Genomic DNA, 18,151 nt, shown 5'->3' with positions numbered 1-18,151 from the left:
GCGTCGCTCCTCCCGTCGGCCGGGACGCGGCCGGTTGCGCTGCGGTCGGCACAGCGTTTCCGAACCGCCGAAGCCGAGCAACATGCATCGGTTCTGCGTCGTATGGCGAAGGTCCGAGTCGTACGGTGAAGAGGTGAGTGCCTCGCTGGGCCCCTCGGCCGTATCGCCACCGGTCGTCGTCGCCGCGGGGCTGAGCACCGGTGCCGTGGCCAGGGCGCTGGGTATCTCGCCCACGACCTTGCGTTCCTGGGACCGGCGGTACGGGATCGGGCCCGCCGCCCGCGAAGGTGGCAGGCACCGGCGCTGGACGCCCGAGGACATCGCCGTCCTGGAACGGATGTGCCGGCTCACCAGCTCCGGAGTGCCGCCCGCCGAGGCGGCCCGCGCGGCTCTCGCGGGCGCCGACGCCGCCGAGCCCGTCCGGTCCGCGAAGCGGTCGGCCGCGCCGCCGCGTCCGGACCGTCCGCCGGGGCGGTGCCCGCCCAGGCACTGGAGGAAGCGGTACGTCGCACCGGACCCGCTGCCGTCGTGCTGTGGAGCCAGTCCCGGGCGACCGCCAGCCGCCCGCTCGCCCAGCACATCGGCTCGATCGGCTGGGGTGTGCGCGGCGCACGCACACGCCCGGCGGTGCTCGTCGCGGGACCGGACTGGTCCGGCCCGCACCTCCCCGGCACGGGGCGGCCGCGCGGCCTCGAAGAGGCGATCGACACGGTGGCGGACCTCTGCGCACCGTGACGGATCTCCGAGTCCCCGCCGGTCGGCGTCCCGCGCCGGAGTAGTCCGCGCAGGCCCGCGCCGGGCCCGGGCGTTCGCCCGGTCGGCCGCACCTGCTGGGACATCCGCGTGAGATCGGGCAAACACTGGTGCATCCGTAAACGCGTTCCGGGGGGAATCAAGGGTGACCCGACGACCGTAAAGACGCGAGAAGAGGACAAGCGATGCCCCCCACCAGGGCGATGCGGACCTTCCCCGCCGGCCACCCCACGGGGCACGGCGAACCGGGCACGGGCGGCCATGAGCAGGCGCCAGAGCACGAAGCGCGGCGGGGGCACGCGCCCGGGACCGCGGACCGTCAGGGTCGTGCGCCACTCTCCCGCGCGGACGCGGACATCACCGGAGCCGTCGAGGAAGTACTCGGCGCGTACCTGGACACCCGGCTGGCGGAGGCCACCGAGGTCGACGCCGTCTTCGCCGACGATGTCGCCGAACGGGTGAAACTCTTCGCCCTGCGCGGCGGCAAGCGCTGGCGGGCCGCCTTCGCCTGGTGGGGATGGCGGGCGGGCGGCGGCGCCGATGGCGGCCGGCAGGCCGTGGCGGCCCTCAACGTGGCCGCTGCCCTCGAACTCATCCAGACATGCGCGCTGATCCACGACGACGTCATGGACGCTTCGGCGCTGCGCCGCGGCGCCCCTTCCGTGCACGTCGACTTCGCGCGGCAGCACGAGGGCCGCTCGATGCGCGGCTCCGGCAGCTCGTTCGGCCGCTCCGCCGCGATCCTCGCCGGGGACCTCGCGCTGGCCTGGGCCGACGACCTGGTGGCCGAGTCGGAAGTCGACACCGGCGCCCGCAGGCGGATGCGCCACCACTGGCAGGCCATGCGCACCGAGATGGTGGCGGGCCAGTACCTCGAACTGCACGCCCAGGCCGCCGGGTCGGCGTCGCTGAGCCGGGCCGTGCGCATCGCCTGCCTCAAGAGCGCGCTGTATACGGTGGAACGTCCGCTGGCACTCGGCGCGGCGCTGGCGGGCGCCGACGACCGGACGACCGCGGCCCTGTGCTCCGCCGGGCGGTGCGCGGGCATCGCCTTCCAGCTGCGTGACGACCTGGTGGGTGTGTTCGGTGATCCGGCGCTGACCGGGAAGCCGGCGGGCGACGACATCCGCGAGGGCAAGCTGACGTACCTGGTGGCGGTGGCCCGCTCCAGGGCCGACGCCTCGGGGGACGCGGCGGCACTCGACGTGCTGGCCGCCGGTCTCGGCGCGCCGGACCTGACCGATGTGCAACTGGACCGCGTTCGAACGGTGTTGGAGGAGACCGGAGCACGAGCCGCCGTCGAGTCGAAGATCGAACGGCTGGTGCTGCACAGCCGACGCCACCTCAGGAGCGCTCCCATGGATCCGCGTGCGCACAACCGGCTGTCCGAACTGCTCGCGGTGGCCGCGGGCGTGAACACCGCAGCCTCCCCGATCACTCCGAGCACCCCGATCACTCCGAGGACGCCGAACTCGCCTTTTTCGTCGGTGACTTCGGACACCGCGATCACAGCGAACCCCGCGAACCCCGCGAACTCCCCGGACCAGGAGACGCAGCTGATCGCGCGCGGGCCCGCCCCCGCCACCCGGCGCGTCGGCGCCGAGAACACCGGACACAGCCGATGAGGACCGTCCCCGGCCCCACGGGCCATGTCGTGGTCGTCGGCGCGGGCCTGTCCGGGCTCGCCGCCACCCTGCATCTGCTCGGCGCCGGGCGCCGGGTGACCGTCGTCGAGCGCGCGGACCAGCCCGGCGGCCGGGCGGGCCGCCTCGACCTCGGCGGGTTCACGGCGGACACCGGGCCCACCGTCCTGACCATGCCGCACCTGGTCGACGAGGCATTCGCGGCGGTCGGGGACTCGCTGGCCGACCGGCTGGAACTCATCGAGCTGCACCCCGCCTACCGCGCCAGGTTCGCCGATGGGTCCGGCCTCGACGTGCACACCGGTGCCGAGGCGATGGAGGAGGAGATCCGCCGGTTCGCCGGAGCGCGCGAGGCCGCGGGCTACCGCAGGCTCCGCCGCTGGCTGCAGGACCTGCACGCCGCCCAGATGCGCCGCTTCATCGACACCAACTTCGACTCCCCCTTCCAACTCCTCCACCCCGACCTGGCCCGACTCGCGGCGCTGCGCGGATTCAGCACCCTCGACGCCCAGATCGGCCGCTTCCTGTCCGACGAACGGCTGCGCCGGGTCTTCTCCTTCCAGGCCCTGTACGCGGGAGTGCCGCCGGCCCGCGCCCTCGCCGCGTACGCGGTGATCGCGTACATGGACACTGTGGCGGGCGTCTACTTCCCTCGCGGCGGCATGCACGCCCTGCCCCGCGCGCTGGCCGACTCCGCCCGGGACGCGGGCGCCGAGTTCCACTGGAGCAGCGAAGTGACCCGCCTTGAGCGGTCCGCCGGAAGGGTCACCGCCGTACACACCTCCACCGGCGACCGCGTCCCCTGCGACGCGGTCGTCCTCACCCCCGACCTGCCGGTCGCCCACCGGCTGCTCGGGCGCGCCCCTCGCCGCCCGATCGCCCTGCGGCACTCGCCGTCCGCCGTCATCCTGCACGCCGGAACCGACCGCACCTGGGACGACCTCGCGCACCACACCATTTCCTTCGGCGGCGCCTGGAAGCAGACCTTCGACGAGATCACCCGCACCGGCCGCCTGATGAGCGACCCCTCGCTGCTCATCACCCGGCCCACCACGCACGACCCCTCGCTGGCCCCCGAGGGCAAGCACCTGCACTACGTCCTCGCGCCCTGCCCCAACACCGACACCGGCCCCGACGTCCGCGCCTGGCACGACCTCGCCCCGCGCTACCGCGACAGCCTGGTGGCCGAGCTGGAGCGGCGTGGACTCGACGGGTTCGGCGACTCCATCGAGCAGGAGCACGTGGTGACCCCGGTGCACTGGACGGCCGCAGGGCACGCCGCCGGTACGCCGTTCTCGGTGGCCCACACCTTCGCGCAGACCGGCCCGTTCCGGCCGCGCAACCTCGTACGGGGCGTCGACAACGTGGTACTGGCCGGCTGCGGCACCACCCCCGGAGTCGGCGTGCCGACCGTGCTGATCTCCGGGAAGCTCGCGGCGGCCCGCATCACCGGCCCCCGCACCCGCCCCCGATCCGCCGTGTCCCGGCTGCGGTCTGCCGCGCCGCCGCCCCGCCCCGTTCCCGCGAAAGGCACCCCGCGATGACCCGACGTGAACTCGACGCGGCGCGGATCACCGACCCCGCGCTGCGCACGGCGTACACGCACTGCCGGCAGCTCAACGCCCGGCACGGGAAGACATACTTCCTGGCCACCCGCCTGCTGCCGCCGGACCGCCGTCCCGCCGTGCACGCCCTGTACGGCTTCGCCCGCGGGGCCGACGACATCGTCGACGACCTCGACGGCGAGGTCGGCAGGCCGGAGCGGGACGCCGCACTGCGGGCGCTCCAGGTCGAGCTCGACGCGGCGCTGCGGGGCGGTGCGACCCGGGAGCCCGTCGTCGTGGCGGTGGCCGACACCGCCGCGCGGTACGGCATCGATCCACGGCACTTCGCCGACTTCATGGGATCGATGCGCAGCGATCTGGACGTCACCGACTATCCGACGTACGACGACCTCGCCCGGTACATGCACGGATCGGCCGCGGTGATCGGTCTCCAGATGCTGCCCGTGCTCGGCACGGTGGTCCCGACCCGGGAAGCGGCCCCGCACGCCGCCGCACTCGGCGTCGCCTTCCAGCTCACCAACTTCCTGCGCGACGTGGGAGAGGACCTCGACCGCGGCCGGATCTACCTGCCCACCGACCTGCTCGCCGCGCACGGTGTCGACCGGCCGTTGCTGCGGTGGAGCCGCGACACGGGCTGCACCGACCCGCGCATCAGGGCCGCCCTGACCGAAGCGGCCGAGCTGGCACGGGGTGTGTACCGCGAGGCCGCACCCGGCCTGGACATGCTCGACCCGGTGGTACGGCCCTGCATCCGCACGGCGTACACGCTCTACGGCGGCATCCTGGACGCCGTCGCCGACGACGGCTACGCCGCGCTGCACCGCCGCTCGGTGGTGCCCCGCGGGCGGCGGGCGGCGGTGGCGCTCGGCGGCGTCGGACAGATCGCGGCGGCCCGGCTGTGGGATGCCTGTGTGCGGCGCCCGCGCCGCCCTGCGGCCGGCACCCCGGCCGTGCGCCAGCCCGGGGCGGCACGGCAGCGGGCGGACATCGGACCGTCGGTGCAGCCCATGCAACCCCTTCAGCCGCTCGGTGAAGGAGACCCGGCATGACGCGCGGTACGACGCCGGGCCCGCCCCCCGGACCGGGCCGGCGCGGGGCCCGGTTCCCGCTGCGGCTGCGGCGGCCCGTGCCCTGGGCGAGCCAGCGGCCCACCTGGCGGGACGCGAAGCCCGCGCTGATCTCGGACGCGCTCAAGCGGGCCTGCGCCCGCCCGTCGGGCAACTGGTACGTGCTCGGCGCGAGCCGCGACATCGGCCGTCGCAAGCAGCCGTTCGGCCGCAACGTCGGCGGGACCGAGGTCATCGCGTGGCGGGACGCGTCCGGCCGCCTCACGGCGGGCTCCGGCATCTGCCCCCACCTGGGCGCCCCGCTGCGGGAGAGCCGGGTGCACTGCGGCACCGTCGTCTGTCACTGGCACGGACTTGCCCTGGACGGCGAGCCGTTCGCCGGCTGGGAGCCCTACCCCGCGCATGACGACGGGGTGCTGGCCTGGGTCAGGCTGGACGCGCTCGGCGGCGAGGAGCCGACACCGAAGCCCGTCGTCCCCGAGCGACCGGCCTCGGGCGCGGTGGACTCGGTGTACTCCGCGGTGGGCATCTGTGAGCCCGAGGATATCGTGGCGAACCGGCTCGACCCGTGGCACGGCTCGTGGTTCCACCCGTACTCCTTCGTGGATCTGACCGTACTCAGCACACCCGCGGACGGGGACCCCGCCCAGGACGACGGTTTCGCGGTGGACGTCTCCTTCAAGCTGGCGGGCCGGGTGGTCGTGCCGGTGCGCGCGGTGTTCAGCGCACCGGAGCCGCGCACCGTCGTCATGCACATCACCGAGGGCGAGGGCCGTACTTCCGTCGTCGAGACGCACGCCACGCCGCTCGCCCCGGACGCGCGGGGCCGCCCGCGCACCGCGGTGGTCGAAGCTGTCATCGCCGTGTCGGAGCGCCCCGGGTTCGCCGCCGCCCGAGCGGCGGCGCCCGCCCTGCGCCCGCTGATGCGGCTCGCCGCGGGCCGACTGTGGCGGGACGACCTCGCCTACGCGCAACGCCGCTGGCAGTTGCGCAGCACAGGCCGCTTCCCCGGCTGATACCCGGCGGAATCGAAGGAGAAGCGGGGCCGGGGGCCCGGGAGTTCAAGAGCCCGGGCCCCGGGGGGCTCGTACGGGCGGGACGGTACGCCGTCCCCGCTGCGAGGGCTGCGCCCCGTGCCCGCAGCCGCCGGCCCCGCCGCGCCCCTCAGTCCCGCCGCGCCCCTCAGTCCCGCTCGCCCCGCGGTCCCGCGAGCGCCCGCAGCAGGCCCGAGCGTCCCTTGCGGGGCACGGTCCACAGCGTCTGGCCGCGCACGCCCCAGCGTTCCAGCAGGGCATTGGACGCGAGGAAACCGCTGGTCGCCGCGCGTTCCATGAGGGCCACCGGGAGGCCGGTCCTGACCAGGTCCCCGGCCACCGTCACGGCCGGGTCGGGGGTGCGGATCGTGGGCCGGTCCTGGTAGCCGCCGACCGGGAACAGCGGGCAGTCCGCACGCCACTCGTGCCGCGCGTCCACGATCTTCGCGTCCCGTGTCTCCGGATACACCCGGTACAACTCGGCCAGCAGCCGCTCCTGTTCGGCCTCCCGGTCGGCCGCCGGGTCCACGGCGTAGGCGTGCAGTTCGAGTACGGAGCCACCGGTGCGCTTCGCCCACCCGGCGGCTTCGCCCTCCCACCGTTCCAGCACGCTGACGTTGTCCAGCGGCCCGTACCCGCTGGTCCCCAGGAACCCGGCACGCTCCGCCCGCACGGGACGGTCCAGCCACAGCCGGGAGACGAGGAAGGGCGGCGCGTTCCGCAGCCCCCCGATCCGGGCGCGCCACGACGCGTCGCACAACCGGGGCGAGTGCTCGACGACACCGCGCAGCCCCCCGGTGTCCAGAGCCATGACCACCGCGTCGTAACGCTCGGGCGCAGCCCCGTCCGCGGCCACCTCCAGGTCGCCGCCTGGCAGCGGCTCGATCCGGCCGACGGGCGTACCGGTCAGCAACCGCGCGCCGTGGCCGGTCAGATAGCGCCCCAGCGGTTCCCAGAGAGCCTGCGGGAACGGCTCGTTGGGAACGTCGAAGAGCAGGCCCTCCGACGACCCCAGGAAGTAGATGTGGAACATCAGCGCCAGCTCCGCCGCCGACAGCTCCCGGGGATCGGCGAAGAAGCTCCGGGAGAAGACCTCGAACGCCAGGTGGTGGGCCGCCTCCGGGAAGCGGATGGCGGCCAGGAAATCCAAGGCACTGGTCGAGTCGAGCCGCTCGTACACCTCGGGCACCCGCACATCGAGCAGCGGCAGCGCGGCGACAGGGTCCATTCGGGCCAGGTCCCGCCAGCCGAAGGTGGGGCTGAGCGCGACGAAGCCCAGCGCGCTCCACGGCGGTGTGCGCGGCACCTTGGCGAAGCTGTCGCTCAGCCCACTGCTGTGCCGCAGCGGGTAGTCGGGCAGGCCGGTGAGCGAGGTCAGGCCCCCGTCGGCCCGGCGCAACAGGCCGCGCAGGTTGTAGTACTGGCGGAAGAAGGCGTGGAAGCCGCGGCTCATGGTGGCGGACGAGCCGTCGGCCAGCTCCACGGGCCACCCCGCCAGTCGGCCGCCGAGGGCGGACTCCTTCTCGTACAGGGTGATGTGTACGCCGCGTTCGGCGAGCCCCGTGGCCGCGGCGAGCCCGGCGATGCCGCCGCCGACGACCGCGACGCGCGGCGCGGTGCCCGGGTCGGTGAACCGATCCCGGCCCGGCGTGGCCGGCAGGACCTGCGCGCGGCGGTCCCGGCCCCGCCGCGCGGCCCCGGCCGGGGCACGGCCCGCGCTCATGCCCCACCCGGTCCGGAGGCGGCGGCGTCGTCCGCGAGACCGACGAAGGTGTGCACGATTCCGGTCTGCCAGCCGGGCATCGGTGCGTACCTGACGTGCCGGAAACCGGCGCCGGCCATCCGCTGCCGGAACGCGGGCGCCCGGTCGAAGGCCAGGACGCTGCGCCACAGGTGGTGGTAGAGCGCACGGTCGCCGGTCAGGGTGCCGGCCGGCACCACCACTCCCCGGCAGACCGCCGTCCACAGGGCCCGCGACGCCCACGCGTTGGTCAGTGTGTACTCGTGCACGGCCAACCGGCCGTCGGGCACCAGCAGATCGCGCACGGAGGCCAGGACCGAGTCGGGGTCGGAGACATTGCGGAACAGATAGGCGGCGAACGCCGCGTCGTAGGGACCGCCGGCGTCGACGTCGGACAGTCCCTCAACCGGGGCGTGCACAAAACGCACCTGGGACGGCCACGACTTGGCCGCCGCCCGCTCCAGCATGCCCGCGGACGCGTCGACGGCCGTGATCTGCGCGTACGGCGCCGCTTTGAGCAGCGCCCTGGTGGACGCGCCCGTGCCGCAGCCCAGGTCCAGCAGACGCATTCCCGCGCCGCCGAAGGGCAGCGCGAGCCGACGGGCGGAGCGCCGCAGATGGGCGTGGTAGCCGGGGTTCGCCGCGACCAGCCGGTCGTAGGTGTGCGCGGCGTGATCGAAGGCGGTGGCGAGTTCTTCGTCGCGCAGGAGAGTCATGAATATGTTCCTCGGGGTGTCGGGTCCGTGGTGCCGGTGGGGGAGCGGGGGACGGGGCAGGACAGCTGTGGGGTCAGGGGCGTTGCTCCCTGCGGGGGAGCAACGGGAGCTCGGCGACGGTGCGCAGCATGGGGCCGACGGGTGTCCGCAACCCGATCGCGATGTCCTCCCACACGCGGGAGCGGCCGTCGAGGAAACGCAGCATCCGCTCCATCGGTGTCCGGCCGAAGAGCCCGGCGAAGAAGTCGGCGCCGTTCACCCGGCCGGTGTCCAGCGCGCGCAGCATGACCGCGTCCATCGCGCGGGCTCGGGCCGGGTGCGCGGGCGGCGGCACCGGTACCCGGCCGCGCCGGTGGGCGGCGGCGATCGCCCTGCTCTGCCGCTGCACCGCCGCGAAGGTGTAGCCGGTCGCCGGGCGGGTGGCGCCGCCCGCCGTGCCGATACGGAACACGGACGCGCCGACGCGCCGGGGGAAGACCGCGTCGGTCATCGGGATCGCCCCCTGCTCGGTGGAGACGATCCGCAGTGCGCCGAGCCCCAGCACATCGCGGGTGTAGTGCCGCAGCGCCTTTTCGTACTCCGGTCCGGTCAGCGGGGCTGCGGAGAACTCGGTGTACTCCACCAGCGCATCCTGCGGGCCGAGCGGCAGTACGTACCCGAACGACAGGCCGTGATCGGGCTGCGCGGTACGAAAGTCCATCAGGTCGGCGACGCCCGGGGTGAACTCGGGCCGCTCCGTGCGGACGAACCACCCCCGGAAGTGCTGCACGAGGCTGCTCCGCGCGGGCGGCAGCCGGCGCAGCGGACGTGAGTCGAAGACCCAGCGCCCGCGCAGGGTGAGGCGTTCGCCGGCTGCCGTGGTGCACAGTACTTCGGCGCCCGCCGCCACATCGCGCACCCCATCGACGGTGGCCCGGACTCGGCGCACCTCGGGGCGGGCCGCCAGCCGCTTGCCGATCAGTTGCTCGAACCCGCCGGAGCGGATCATCTTGTACCGCAGCGGGCCCGGGTCGCCCTCCACCGTCCGCCCGTCGGCCGTCCGGACGCGCAGCCGGCTCCAGGAGGCGACGACGGCCTCCTCGTAGGCGCCGTCCTCCTCCTCCCAGAAGCACCAGGTGCGTTCGGGCGGACGCAGCGGCCCGTCCGGGGCCTCCACGAGGACCATGGTGGGTGTGGTCCCGGCCGGGCCGCCCGCCGCGGCGAGGTGGTGCGCGAGCGACAGACCGGCGGCCCCCGCGCCGACGATGATGACGTCCGCACCGCTCGCACCGTTCACGGAAATCTCCTTCACACCCAGTCATACGGTCCACGGCCGGTCGGCGGATGCACATGGCCGGAGCGAGTCCGGGCCGATTCCGCCAACCGGCTGTGCCGCTCCGGCGGGGCGGACCAGAATGGATGGGGAACGACAGGCCTCGCGGGGGGAACGACCAGATGAGCCATGAGCTACGGGAAGCGGCCCGACGGCTGCGCGAACGGATGCTTTCGGTGCCGCCCCTGAGCGGCCCCTTTCCCGACTTCGACGTGTCCAAGTCACCGAATGTGCCCGGCCCGCTGTTCGCCGACTGGCTCTCGTACGCCCTCGACGACGGCGTGCCCGCCTGCCATGTCGCCATGCTCGGCACCGCCGACGCGTACGGCCGCCCCTCGGCGCGCGCCATCGAGATCACCGCGGTGGATCTGCGGCGCCGCCGGGTGGTCTTCTCCTCGGACGTGGGCAGCCGCAAGGGCCGTGACCTCGCGGTCAACCCGTATGCGAGCCTCACCTGGTTCTGGCCCCGGCACGGCCGGCAGATCCGGGCGACCGGACCGGTCGGCCTGCTCGGCGACGGCGACCGGCGCGCCGACTTCCGCGGTCTTGGCGAGCCGGGGCGCGCCGCGGCCTTCACCGGCCGCATGAGTCACCCGATGGCGCCGGGCGAGGACTACGACGCGGCGCGCGAGCGCGCCGCGCACCGTATCGAGGACGACCCGGACGCCGTGCCCGAGACGTACGCGGTGTACGTCGTCCATATCGACGAGACGGAGTTCTTCCAGGGGGCGCCCGACCATGCGCATGTGCGCCTGCGGTACCACATGGTCAACGACGTATGGCGCCACGGGCTGCTCTGGCCCTGATCCGCGCGGCGCCCCCGGAGCCCGGTCGGCCCATGACCACGTCAGCCGGTGGCCACGGGCTCCTGCGCGCGGGCGAGTTCACGGCGTACCCGCATGAAGGGCCGTGGACGGTTCACGGCCAGTACGCCGGTGACCGCGCCGTCGCGTTCGTAGAGGGCGAGGAAGCTGCGCTCCTCCACGGACCCCTCGGTGATCCGCGTGGTGGCGCCGGGCAGCGAGCGGCCGGCGAACTGGATGCGTACGCCGTACTGGTCGGACCAGAAGTACGGCAGCGGGCGCGCCCCGCGCACGGTGTGCCCGGCGAGCAAATTCCGTACGGCGACCGCGGGTTGCCGGGTGGCGCTGGTCCAGTGCTCGTCGCGGACGCCCCCCACCCGCGCCACATCGCCCACCGCCACCACCCTGGGCAGCGCGGTGACGCAGCCGTCGTCGCACAGCACCCCGTCGCGCACCGCGAGCGAAGACCCGTGCAACCACCGGGTGTTGGGGGCGGCGCCGATGCCGACGACGACCACGTCGGCGGGCAGCAGCCGTCCGTCGGTGAGGCTCACACCGCTCACCGCGTCGGCGCCGTGCAGGGCCGCGACCCCCGAGCCGGTGATGAGCTCGACCCCGCTCCCGGCGTGCAGAGTGGCGCAGATCCCTGCCATGGCATCGCCGAGCTGGGGCAGGAGCGGCAGTGGAGCGGCCTCCACCACCGTGACGTGATGGCCCAGCGAGACACAGGACGAGGCGACTTCCGAGCCGATGAACCCCCCGCCGACGACCACGACCCGCACCTGGCGCCCGGCCCGCCCGGCCAGTTCGGCGCGCAGGGCCCACGCGTCGTCGAGGGTGCGCAGGGTGTGCACGCCGCGCAGCGCGCCGGTGCCCGGAAGCCGTCGCGGGGTCGCGCCGGTGGCGATGACGACGCCATCGGCGCGCACCGTACGGCCGTTGTCCAGCCGGATGGTGCGGGCGGCCGTGTCGAGGCCCTCGGCGCGGACGCCGAGCAGCCACTCGGCCCCGAGTTCGGTCTCCTCCTCGGCGTCGCAGAGGGCCAGTTGGTCCTCGGACACGGCTCCGGTGAGGAACTCCTTGGACAGTGGCGGGCGGTCGTACGGGCGGTGGCTCTCGTCCCCGATGATCACCAGCCTGCCGTCGAATCCCTGGTCGCGCAGAGCCCGCGCGGCATACAGGCCCGCGAGCGAGGCTCCCACGACCGCAAGGGTGCCCATGGGGTCCGCGGGTGGCATGGTGCTCATGCGGCGGTACCTTCCTCGGCGTGCCCTTCCCCGACGGTGGGCTGGACATGCACGCCGCCGGAGGCGTCGACCGTCACCCGGTGGGTCCGCACCGGACGGCGTGCGGGCAGACAGCTGGGCTGCCCGGTGCGCAGGTCGAACAGGGCTGCGTGCAGCGGGCATTCGACGAAGCAGCCCTCCAGCCAGCCCTCGGAGAGGGAGGCATCCTGGTGGGAGCAGGTGTCATCGATCGCGTAGAGCGTGCCCTCGGTGTGGAAGACGGCGATCGGCGGCTCGGTGGGCAGCCGCAGGGATTCGCCTTCGGGCAGATCGTCGAGGTGGCAGACGGGATTCACCAGAGCCCCCAGGTTTCACTCTTCGGTAACATGGCGTTCCATATGGCGCATTGAAGCGCGTGATGCGCAACAGAATCCGGATCGGGAGCCGCTGCGTCAAGGGCCCCCCTGAATGTCGGCCGGGAATCGGCCGCCGGGCGGTGAGAGCGGACAAGATGGCGAGCAAGAGCAATGCGGAGGGGTCCGACGAGGTGAGGCGGTCCAAGGGGGCCGCGAGTGCCGTGCAGTCGGTGGACCGCGCGGTGAGTGTGCTGGAGATCCTCGCCAGGCTCGGCGAGGCCGGAGTGACGGAGATCGCCGACGAGCTGGACGTGCACAAGTCGACCGCGTTCCGGCTGCTCGGGGTGCTGGAGAACCGCGGCCTGGTCGGGCAGGCGAAGGATCGGGGTAAGTACTACCTGGGGGCCGGTGTGCTGCGGCTGGCGGGTGCTGCGGCCGGACGGCTGGATATCTCCCAGGAGAGCGCCCCCGTCGTCCGGGAGCTGGCCGACGACGCGGGCGAGACGGTCAATATCGCCGTCCTCGACGACGACGGCGCGGTCAATGTGATGCAGGCGCGCGGCGCGGCGTCCGTCACCGCGCAGAACTGGCTGGGCCGGCGCACCCCGCTGCACGCCACCTCCAGCGGAAAGGTGCTGCTCGCCGGGCTGCCGACACCGATGCAGGAGATCTTCCTGGCCCGCAGACTGCCGAGATTCACCGAACGCACCGTGACGTCCGCCGCCGAGCTGCGGGCCCAGTTGGCGGACATCGCCGCCCAGGGCTACGCCGTCGTGGCCGAGGAGATGGAGGTCGGGCTGAGCGCGGTCGCGGCGCCGGTGCGGGCGCACGACGGCCAGGTCATCGGGGCGGTCAGCATCTCCGGACCGGTGTACCGGATGGACGAGGAGCGGCTGCGCGAGCTGGTCAAGTCGGCCGCCGACGCGGCGGGTGAGCTCTCCTACCGCATGGGGTACCGCATCTGACGGAGAGCCACCGGAGCGCGGGGCCGGGTGGTATACGGTCCCGCGCTCCGGTGCGCCCAGGGCGTCCGGGGCGGTCCCGGTCTTTTGCGAATCCATGTCCCGGCCCCCTTGACGAGCCCTTGATGGCGTTCTCAAGATGTCTCTCATAGCGCAATCGGTCTTGCACTGCGCAACAGGAGAGGGGCTCGGTCGTGCCACACGAGGTCCGTGCGGTTGTTGCCGCGAAGAGGGGTGCGCCCGTCGAGGTGCAGACGATCATCGTTCCCGACCCGGGCCCGGGAGAGGTGCTGGTGGCCGTCCAGGCCTGCGGGGTCTGCCACACCGACCTGCACTACCGGGACGGGGCGATCAACGACGACTTCCCGTTCCTGCTCGGGCACGAGGCCGCCGGAATCGTCGAGGCTGTCGGGGAGGGCGTCGCCGACCTCACCCCCGGCGACTACGTCGTCCTTGCCTGGCGCGCCCCCTGCGGCGACTGCCGGTCCTGCCGCCGGGGCCGCCCCTGGTACTGCTTCGACAGCCGCAACGCCGCCCAGCCGATGACGCTGCTCGACGGCACGGCGCTCAGCCCCGCCCTGGGCATCGGCGCCTTCGCCGAGAAGACGCTGGTCGCCGCCGGCCAGGCGGTGAAGGTCAGCCCCGCGGCCCGCCCCGAAGCGGCCGGACTCATCGGCTGCGGCGTGATGGCCGGCTACGGAGCGGCCGTCAACACCGGCAACGTGGGCCGCGGCGACACCGTCGCCGTCATCGGCTGCGGGGGCGTCGGAAACGCCGCCATCGCCGGAGCCGCACTGGCCGGAGCCCGCCGCGTCATCGCCGTCGACATCGATGACGCAAAGCTCGACGGCGCCACCCGCTTCGGCGCCACCCACACCGTCAACTCCCTTGGCACCGACGCGATCGAGGCCGTACGCGGACTCACCGGCGGGTTCGGCGTCGATGTGGCCATCGACGCGGTGGGCCGCCCCGAGACGTACCGCCAGGCCTTCTACATGCGCGACCACGCCGGGATCCTCGTCCAGGTCGGCGTGCCGGAGCCGGACATGATGCTCGACATCCCGCTGATCGACCTGTTCTCGCGCGGCGGCGCCCTCAAGTCCTCCTGGTACGGCGACTGCCTGCCCAGCAGGGACTTCCCGATCCTCATCGACCAGTACCTCAGCCGCAAGCTCGACCTCGGTGCCTTCGTCAGCGAGACGATCGCCCTGGACGACGTCGAGGAGGCCTTCGCGAAGATGCGGCGCGGCGAGGTGCTCCGCTCGGTGGCGGTGCTCTGACGCCGGGCGGAGCGACCGTCCGGCCAACACCGTGATCCCGTAAGCCACTTCACCGCTAGGAGGGGCATGTCCAGCACGCCCGCAACCAGCCCCCGCGTGGTCGTCATCGGCGCCGGCATCGTCGGCTGCTCACTGGCCGACGAGCTCACCGCCCGCGGCTGGGACGACATCACCGTCCTCGAACAGGGCCCGCTCCCCGCCCCCGGCGGCTCCACCTCGCACGCACCCGGCCTGGTCTACCGGACCTCCCCGTCCAAGACCCTGTCGGCCTTCGCCCAGTACACCGTGGAGAAGTTCAGCGCGCTCCGGGCCGACGGGCAGTCCTGCTTCAACGCGGTCGGCGGCCTGGAACTCGCCACCACCCCCGAACGGTGGGCCGACCTCCACCGCAAGGCCGGACTCGCCGCGTCCTGGGGCATCGAGGGCGAGATCATCGGCCCCGACGCATGCCTCAAGCTGTGGCCGCTCCTCGACCGCGACCGGGTACTCGGCGGATTCCACACCCCGGGCGACGGCCTGGCCCGCTCACTGTCCGCCTGCCGCGCCCAGACGGAGCGGGCGGTCGCGCGCGGCGCGCGCTTCCTCGACCGGACCACCGTCACCGGCATCGAGCAGCGCGGCGGCCGCGTCACCGGCGTCACCACCGACCGCGGGTCCTTCGCGGCCGACCTGGTCGTGTCGGCGGCGGGCTTCTGGGGCCCGGTGATCGGACGGATGGCGGGCATCGGCATCCCGCTGCTGCCACTCGCCCACCAGTACGCGAAGACCACGCCGCTCGCCGAACTCGCGGGCGTCAACAACCCCCGTACGGAAGCCAGCAGGCCGATCCTGCGCCACCAGGACCGCGACCTCTACTTCCGTGAGCACACCGACCGCATCGGCATCGGGTCGTACGCCCACCGCCCGCTGCCCGTCGACGCGTTCGCCGTGCCGCGCTATGACGAAGCCCCCGCCATGCCGTCCTCGTACCCCTTCACCGAAGAGGACTTCGCCCCCAGTTGGGAGGACTGCAAGACCCTGCTGCCCGCCCTCGCCCACACCCGCGTCGACGAGGGCTTCAACGGCGTCTTCTCCTTCACCCCCGACGGCATGCCCGTCCTCGGCGAAAGCAGCGCGCTGCGCGGCTTCTGGCTCGCCGAAGCCGTCTGGGTCACCCACTCCGCAGGCGTAGCCAAGGCCGTCGCCGAATGGATGACCGACGGCCGCGCATCGCTGGACCTGCACGAATGCGAGGTGTCCCGCTTCGAGAGCGCGCAGAGCTCACCCGCGTACGTCGAGGAGCGGGCCGCCCGGCAGTTCATCGAGGTGTACGACGTCATCCACCCCCTCCAGAGCATGGAGCAGCCCCGCCCGCTGCGCGTCAGCCCCTTCTACGCCCGCCAACTCCGGCTCGGCGCCCACTTCCTGGAGGGCGGCGGCTGGGAACGCCCACACTGGTACGAAGCCAACGCCGGACTCGCCGCAACCGAGCAACTCCCCACCCGCGAACCCTGGTCGGCCCGACACTGGTCGCCGATCGCCGCCGCCGAGGCGAGGGCGACCCGCGAGAAGGTCGCGATGTACGACATGACGCCACTGCGGCGGCTGGAGGTCACCGGCCCCGGCGCCCTCGACTTTCTCCAGCACATGACCAGCAACAACCTGGCCAAGAAGCCCGGTTCGGTCACCTACACGCTCCTCCTCGACGAGACGGGCGGTGTTCTCTCCGACCTCACCGTCGCCCGCCTCGCCGAACAGCACTTCCAGCTCGGCGCCAACACCCCCGCCGACCTCGACCGGCTCCTCGACCACGCCCCCGACGACGTACACATCAGGGACATCACCCCGGGCACCTGCTGCATCGGCGTCTGGGGCCCGCTGGCCCGCGACCTCGTCCAGCCGCTCACCCGCGACGACCTCTCCCACCAGGCCCTCGGCTACTTCAAGGCTCTGCGCACCCACATCGGCCATGTCCCCGTCACCGCCATGCGGCTGAGCTACGTCGGCGAACTCGGCTGGGAGCTCTACACCACCGCCGACCTGGGACTGCGCCTGTGGGACACCCTCTGGGAAGCGGGCCGACCGCACGGCGTGATCGCCGCCGGGCGCTCCGCCTTCAACAGCCTGCGGCTGGAGAAGGGGTACCGCGCCTGGGGCCACGACATGACCGCCGAGCACAACCCGTACGAGGCCGGACTCGGCTTCGCCGTCCGCATGAACAAGGGCGACTTCATCGGCCGCGACGCCCTCGTAGCCCTCGGTGAGCCGACCCGCAGGCTCACCGCACTCACCCTTGACGACCCGGCCGCCGTCGTCCTTGGCAAGGAACCCGTGTACGTGAACTCCGGTGGATGCGCGGCCGGTTACGTCACCAGCGCCGGATACGGCTACACGCTCGGTCGCTGCGTCGCCTACGCCTGGCTCCCGCCACTGGCGCCCGGCACCCCCGTACACATCGAGTACTTCGGCGAGAAGACCGCCGCCACCGTGGTCGAAGAGCCCCTCTTCGACCCGAAGATGACCCACATCCTGAAGTGAGCGAGGCCACCGATGCCACCACCCACCCATGACGTGATCGTCGTCGGTCTCGGCGGCATGGGCAGCGCAGCCGCCCACCACCTGGCGGCCCGCGGCGCCCGCGTGCTCGGCCTGGAGAAGTTCGGCCCGGTCCACAACAGGGGCTCCAGCCACGGAGGTTCACGCGTCACCCGGCAGTCCTACTTCGAGGACCCGGCGTACGTACCGCTGCTGCTGCGCAGTTACGAGCTGTACGACCGGCTCGGCCGCGACACCGGACGCGAGGTCGCCACCCTGTGCGGCGGCGTCATGATCGGCCGCCCCGACTCCCGTACCGTCTCCGGCTCGCTGCTCTCCGCCCGGCGGTGGGACCTGCCGCACGAGATGCTCGACGCCCCCGAGATCAGGCGCCGCTTCCCCACCCTCACCCCCGGCGACGACGAGGTCGCGCTCTACGAGGCCAGGGCCGGCCTGGTCAGGCCCGAGCACACCGTCGCCGCCCACCTCCAACTCGCCACCGGACACGGCGCCGACCTGCACTTCAATGAGCCGATGACCCGCTGGGAGGCGCTCGAAGGCGGTCGCGGCGTGCGGGTGCACACCGCGGAGAACACGTACACGGCAGGCCATCTGGTCATCTGCCCCGGTGCCTGGGCGCCGCAGCTGCTCACCGACATCGGGGTGCCCTTCAGCATCGAGCGCCAGGTCATGTACTGGTTCGAGCCCACCGGCGGCACCCGTCCCTTCCTCCCCGCGCACCACCCGATCTACATTTGGGAGGACGCCGGGGGAGTGCAGGTCTACGGGTTCCCCGCGATCGACGGCCCGGAGAAGGGCGCCAAGGTCGCCTTCTTCCGCAGAGGCACCGTCTGCACCCCGGAGACCATCGACCGGAGGGTCTACGACGACGAGGTCGCCGCCATGGCCGCCCAGATGGCCCCGCGCATCCCCACGCTCCCCGGCCGCTTCCTGAAGGCTGCCACCTGCATGTACTCCAACACCCCCGACGAACACTTCGTGATCGCCCGCCATCCGGCGCACCCCGATGCCGTGACCGTCGCCTGCGGCTTCTCCGGGCACGGCTTCAAATTCGTCCCGGTGGTCGGCGAGATCCTCGCGGACCTGGCCGTCGACGGCGCCACCCGGCACCCCATCGAGCTGTTCGACCCCCGCCGGCTCGCCGCCGCGTCCGCCTGA

At 73.1% G+C, this 18,151-nt stretch carries 14 protein-coding genes and 1 pseudogene; 10 read left to right on the top strand and 5 right to left on the bottom strand.

The window, feature by feature from the left end:
- Positions 1–82: 82 nt before the first annotated feature.
- The 5 genes and pseudogenes from QMK30_RS13635 to QMK30_RS13615 all read left to right on the top strand — a co-directional run bounded on the left by QMK30_RS13635 (position 83) and on the right by QMK30_RS13615 (position 6,044).
- Positions 83–735, top strand: a pseudogene (locus QMK30_RS13635) (MerR family transcriptional regulator).
- A 203-nt stretch (positions 736–938) separates the two neighbouring features.
- Complete coding sequence (locus QMK30_RS13630) at positions 939–2,378, top strand: polyprenyl synthetase family protein (RefSeq protein ID WP_283517963.1); 1,440 nt, start codon at positions 939–941, stop codon at positions 2,376–2,378.
- A complete protein-coding gene (locus QMK30_RS13625) occupies positions 2,375–3,940 on the top strand; it encodes a phytoene desaturase (RefSeq protein ID WP_283517962.1) in 1,566 nt (521 codons plus the stop codon). Before QMK30_RS13630 ends, QMK30_RS13625 begins: the two co-directional genes overlap by 4 nt.
- Positions 3,937–5,010, top strand: a complete 1,074-nt coding sequence (locus QMK30_RS13620; RefSeq protein WP_283517961.1) for a phytoene/squalene synthase family protein — start codon at positions 3,937–3,939, stop codon at positions 5,008–5,010. The genes QMK30_RS13625 and QMK30_RS13620 overlap by 4 nt, the downstream gene beginning before the upstream one ends.
- Entirely contained in the window at positions 5,007–6,044 is a 1,038-nt protein-coding gene (locus tag QMK30_RS13615; protein WP_283517960.1) for a Rieske (2Fe-2S) protein, read from the top strand. Before QMK30_RS13620 ends, QMK30_RS13615 begins: the two co-directional genes overlap by 4 nt.
- Before the next feature lie 166 nt (positions 6,045–6,210).
- On the opposite strand, the gene QMK30_RS13610 is transcribed toward QMK30_RS13615, so the two are convergent.
- The 3 genes from QMK30_RS13610 to QMK30_RS13600 form a co-directional block, all read right to left on the bottom strand.
- Positions 6,211–7,785 (bottom strand): FAD-dependent oxidoreductase, encoded by a 1,575-nt coding sequence (locus QMK30_RS13610; protein WP_283517958.1) that lies wholly within the window; start codon positions 7,783–7,785, stop codon positions 6,211–6,213.
- On the bottom strand, positions 7,782–8,519 hold the full coding sequence (locus tag QMK30_RS13605) for a class I SAM-dependent methyltransferase (RefSeq protein ID WP_283517957.1): 738 nt from the start codon (positions 8,517–8,519) through the stop codon (positions 7,782–7,784). Before QMK30_RS13605 ends, QMK30_RS13610 begins: the two co-directional genes overlap by 4 nt.
- A 73-nt stretch (positions 8,520–8,592) precedes the next feature.
- Positions 8,593–9,801 carry a lycopene cyclase family protein gene (locus tag QMK30_RS13600; RefSeq protein ID WP_283518019.1) on the bottom strand — a complete coding sequence of 403 codons (1,209 nt, stop codon included), beginning with the start codon at positions 9,799–9,801 and terminating at the stop codon, positions 8,593–8,595.
- Positions 9,802–9,953: 152 nt separating this feature from the next.
- On the opposite strand from QMK30_RS13600, the gene QMK30_RS13595 reads away from it, so the two are divergent.
- Positions 9,954–10,637, top strand: a complete 684-nt coding sequence (locus QMK30_RS13595) for a pyridoxamine 5'-phosphate oxidase family protein (RefSeq protein ID WP_283517955.1) — start codon at positions 9,954–9,956, stop codon at positions 10,635–10,637.
- A 41-nt stretch (positions 10,638–10,678) separates the two neighbouring features.
- Here the strand turns inward: QMK30_RS13595 and QMK30_RS13590 are convergent, their stop codons facing one another.
- Both QMK30_RS13590 and QMK30_RS13585 read right to left on the bottom strand, forming a co-directional pair.
- Positions 10,679–11,854, bottom strand: a complete 1,176-nt coding sequence (locus QMK30_RS13590) for an NAD(P)/FAD-dependent oxidoreductase (protein WP_283518017.1) — start codon at positions 11,852–11,854, stop codon at positions 10,679–10,681.
- 23 nt (positions 11,855–11,877) lie between these two features.
- On the bottom strand, positions 11,878–12,216 hold the full coding sequence (locus QMK30_RS13585; RefSeq protein WP_283517953.1) for a bifunctional 3-phenylpropionate/cinnamic acid dioxygenase ferredoxin subunit: 339 nt from the start codon (positions 12,214–12,216) through the stop codon (positions 11,878–11,880).
- Between the two features lie 155 nt (positions 12,217–12,371).
- Here QMK30_RS13585 and QMK30_RS13580 point away from each other — a divergent pair, with 155 nt between their 5' ends.
- The 4 genes from QMK30_RS13580 (at position 12,372) to solA (ending at position 18,151) form a co-directional block, all read left to right on the top strand.
- Positions 12,372–13,181, top strand: coding sequence for an IclR family transcriptional regulator (locus QMK30_RS13580; RefSeq protein WP_283517952.1), 810 nt, complete (start codon positions 12,372–12,374; stop codon positions 13,179–13,181).
- Between the two features lie 191 nt (positions 13,182–13,372).
- Positions 13,373–14,458: an S-(hydroxymethyl)mycothiol dehydrogenase gene (locus QMK30_RS13575; protein ID WP_283517950.1), complete on the top strand. Its 1,086-nt coding sequence runs from the start codon at positions 13,373–13,375 to the stop codon at positions 14,456–14,458.
- A gap of 66 nt (positions 14,459–14,524) precedes the next feature.
- A complete protein-coding gene (locus QMK30_RS13570) occupies positions 14,525–16,975 on the top strand; it encodes a GcvT family protein (RefSeq protein WP_283517948.1) in 2,451 nt (816 codons plus the stop codon).
- A 12-nt stretch (positions 16,976–16,987) separates the two neighbouring features.
- The gene (gene solA / locus QMK30_RS13565; protein WP_283517947.1) at positions 16,988–18,151 is read left to right on the top strand and encodes an N-methyl-L-tryptophan oxidase; all 1,164 of its coding nucleotides are present in this window, start codon (positions 16,988–16,990) and stop codon (positions 18,149–18,151) included.

The sequence above is a fragment of the Streptomyces sp. H27-C3 genome (genome assembly GCF_030063415.1).
GTDB lineage: Bacteria > Actinomycetota > Actinomycetes > Streptomycetales > Streptomycetaceae > Streptomyces.
The sequence above is the reverse complement of the archived record's forward strand: the minus strand, read 5'-3'. Positions and strand labels throughout refer to the sequence as shown.

Bases quoted from the DNA above. Each gene is read 5' to 3' on its own strand.
- QMK30_RS13610 (WP_283517958.1), bottom strand. From the start codon at position 7,785: ATGAGCGCGGGCCGTGCCCCGGCCGGGGCCGCGCGGCGGGGCCGGGAC.
- solA (WP_283517947.1), top strand. From the start codon at position 16,988: ATGCCACCACCCACCCATGACGTGATCGTCGTCGGTCTCGGCGGCATG.
- QMK30_RS13590 (WP_283518017.1), bottom strand. From the start codon at position 11,854: ATGGGCACCCTTGCGGTCGTGGGAGCCTCGCTCGCGGGCCTGTATGCC.
- QMK30_RS13595 (WP_283517955.1), top strand. From the start codon at position 9,954: ATGAGCCATGAGCTACGGGAAGCGGCCCGACGGCTGCGCGAACGGATG.
- QMK30_RS13625 (WP_283517962.1), top strand. From the start codon at position 2,375: ATGAGGACCGTCCCCGGCCCCACGGGCCATGTCGTGGTCGTCGGCGCG.
- QMK30_RS13605 (WP_283517957.1), bottom strand. From the start codon at position 8,519: ATGACTCTCCTGCGCGACGAAGAACTCGCCACCGCCTTCGATCACGCC.
- QMK30_RS13570 (WP_283517948.1), top strand. From the start codon at position 14,525: ATGTCCAGCACGCCCGCAACCAGCCCCCGCGTGGTCGTCATCGGCGCC.
- QMK30_RS13630 (WP_283517963.1), top strand. From the start codon at position 939: ATGCCCCCCACCAGGGCGATGCGGACCTTCCCCGCCGGCCACCCCACG.
- QMK30_RS13620 (WP_283517961.1), top strand. From the start codon at position 3,937: ATGACCCGACGTGAACTCGACGCGGCGCGGATCACCGACCCCGCGCTG.
- QMK30_RS13615 (WP_283517960.1), top strand. From the start codon at position 5,007: ATGACGCGCGGTACGACGCCGGGCCCGCCCCCCGGACCGGGCCGGCGC.
- QMK30_RS13580 (WP_283517952.1), top strand. From the start codon at position 12,372: ATGGCGAGCAAGAGCAATGCGGAGGGGTCCGACGAGGTGAGGCGGTCC.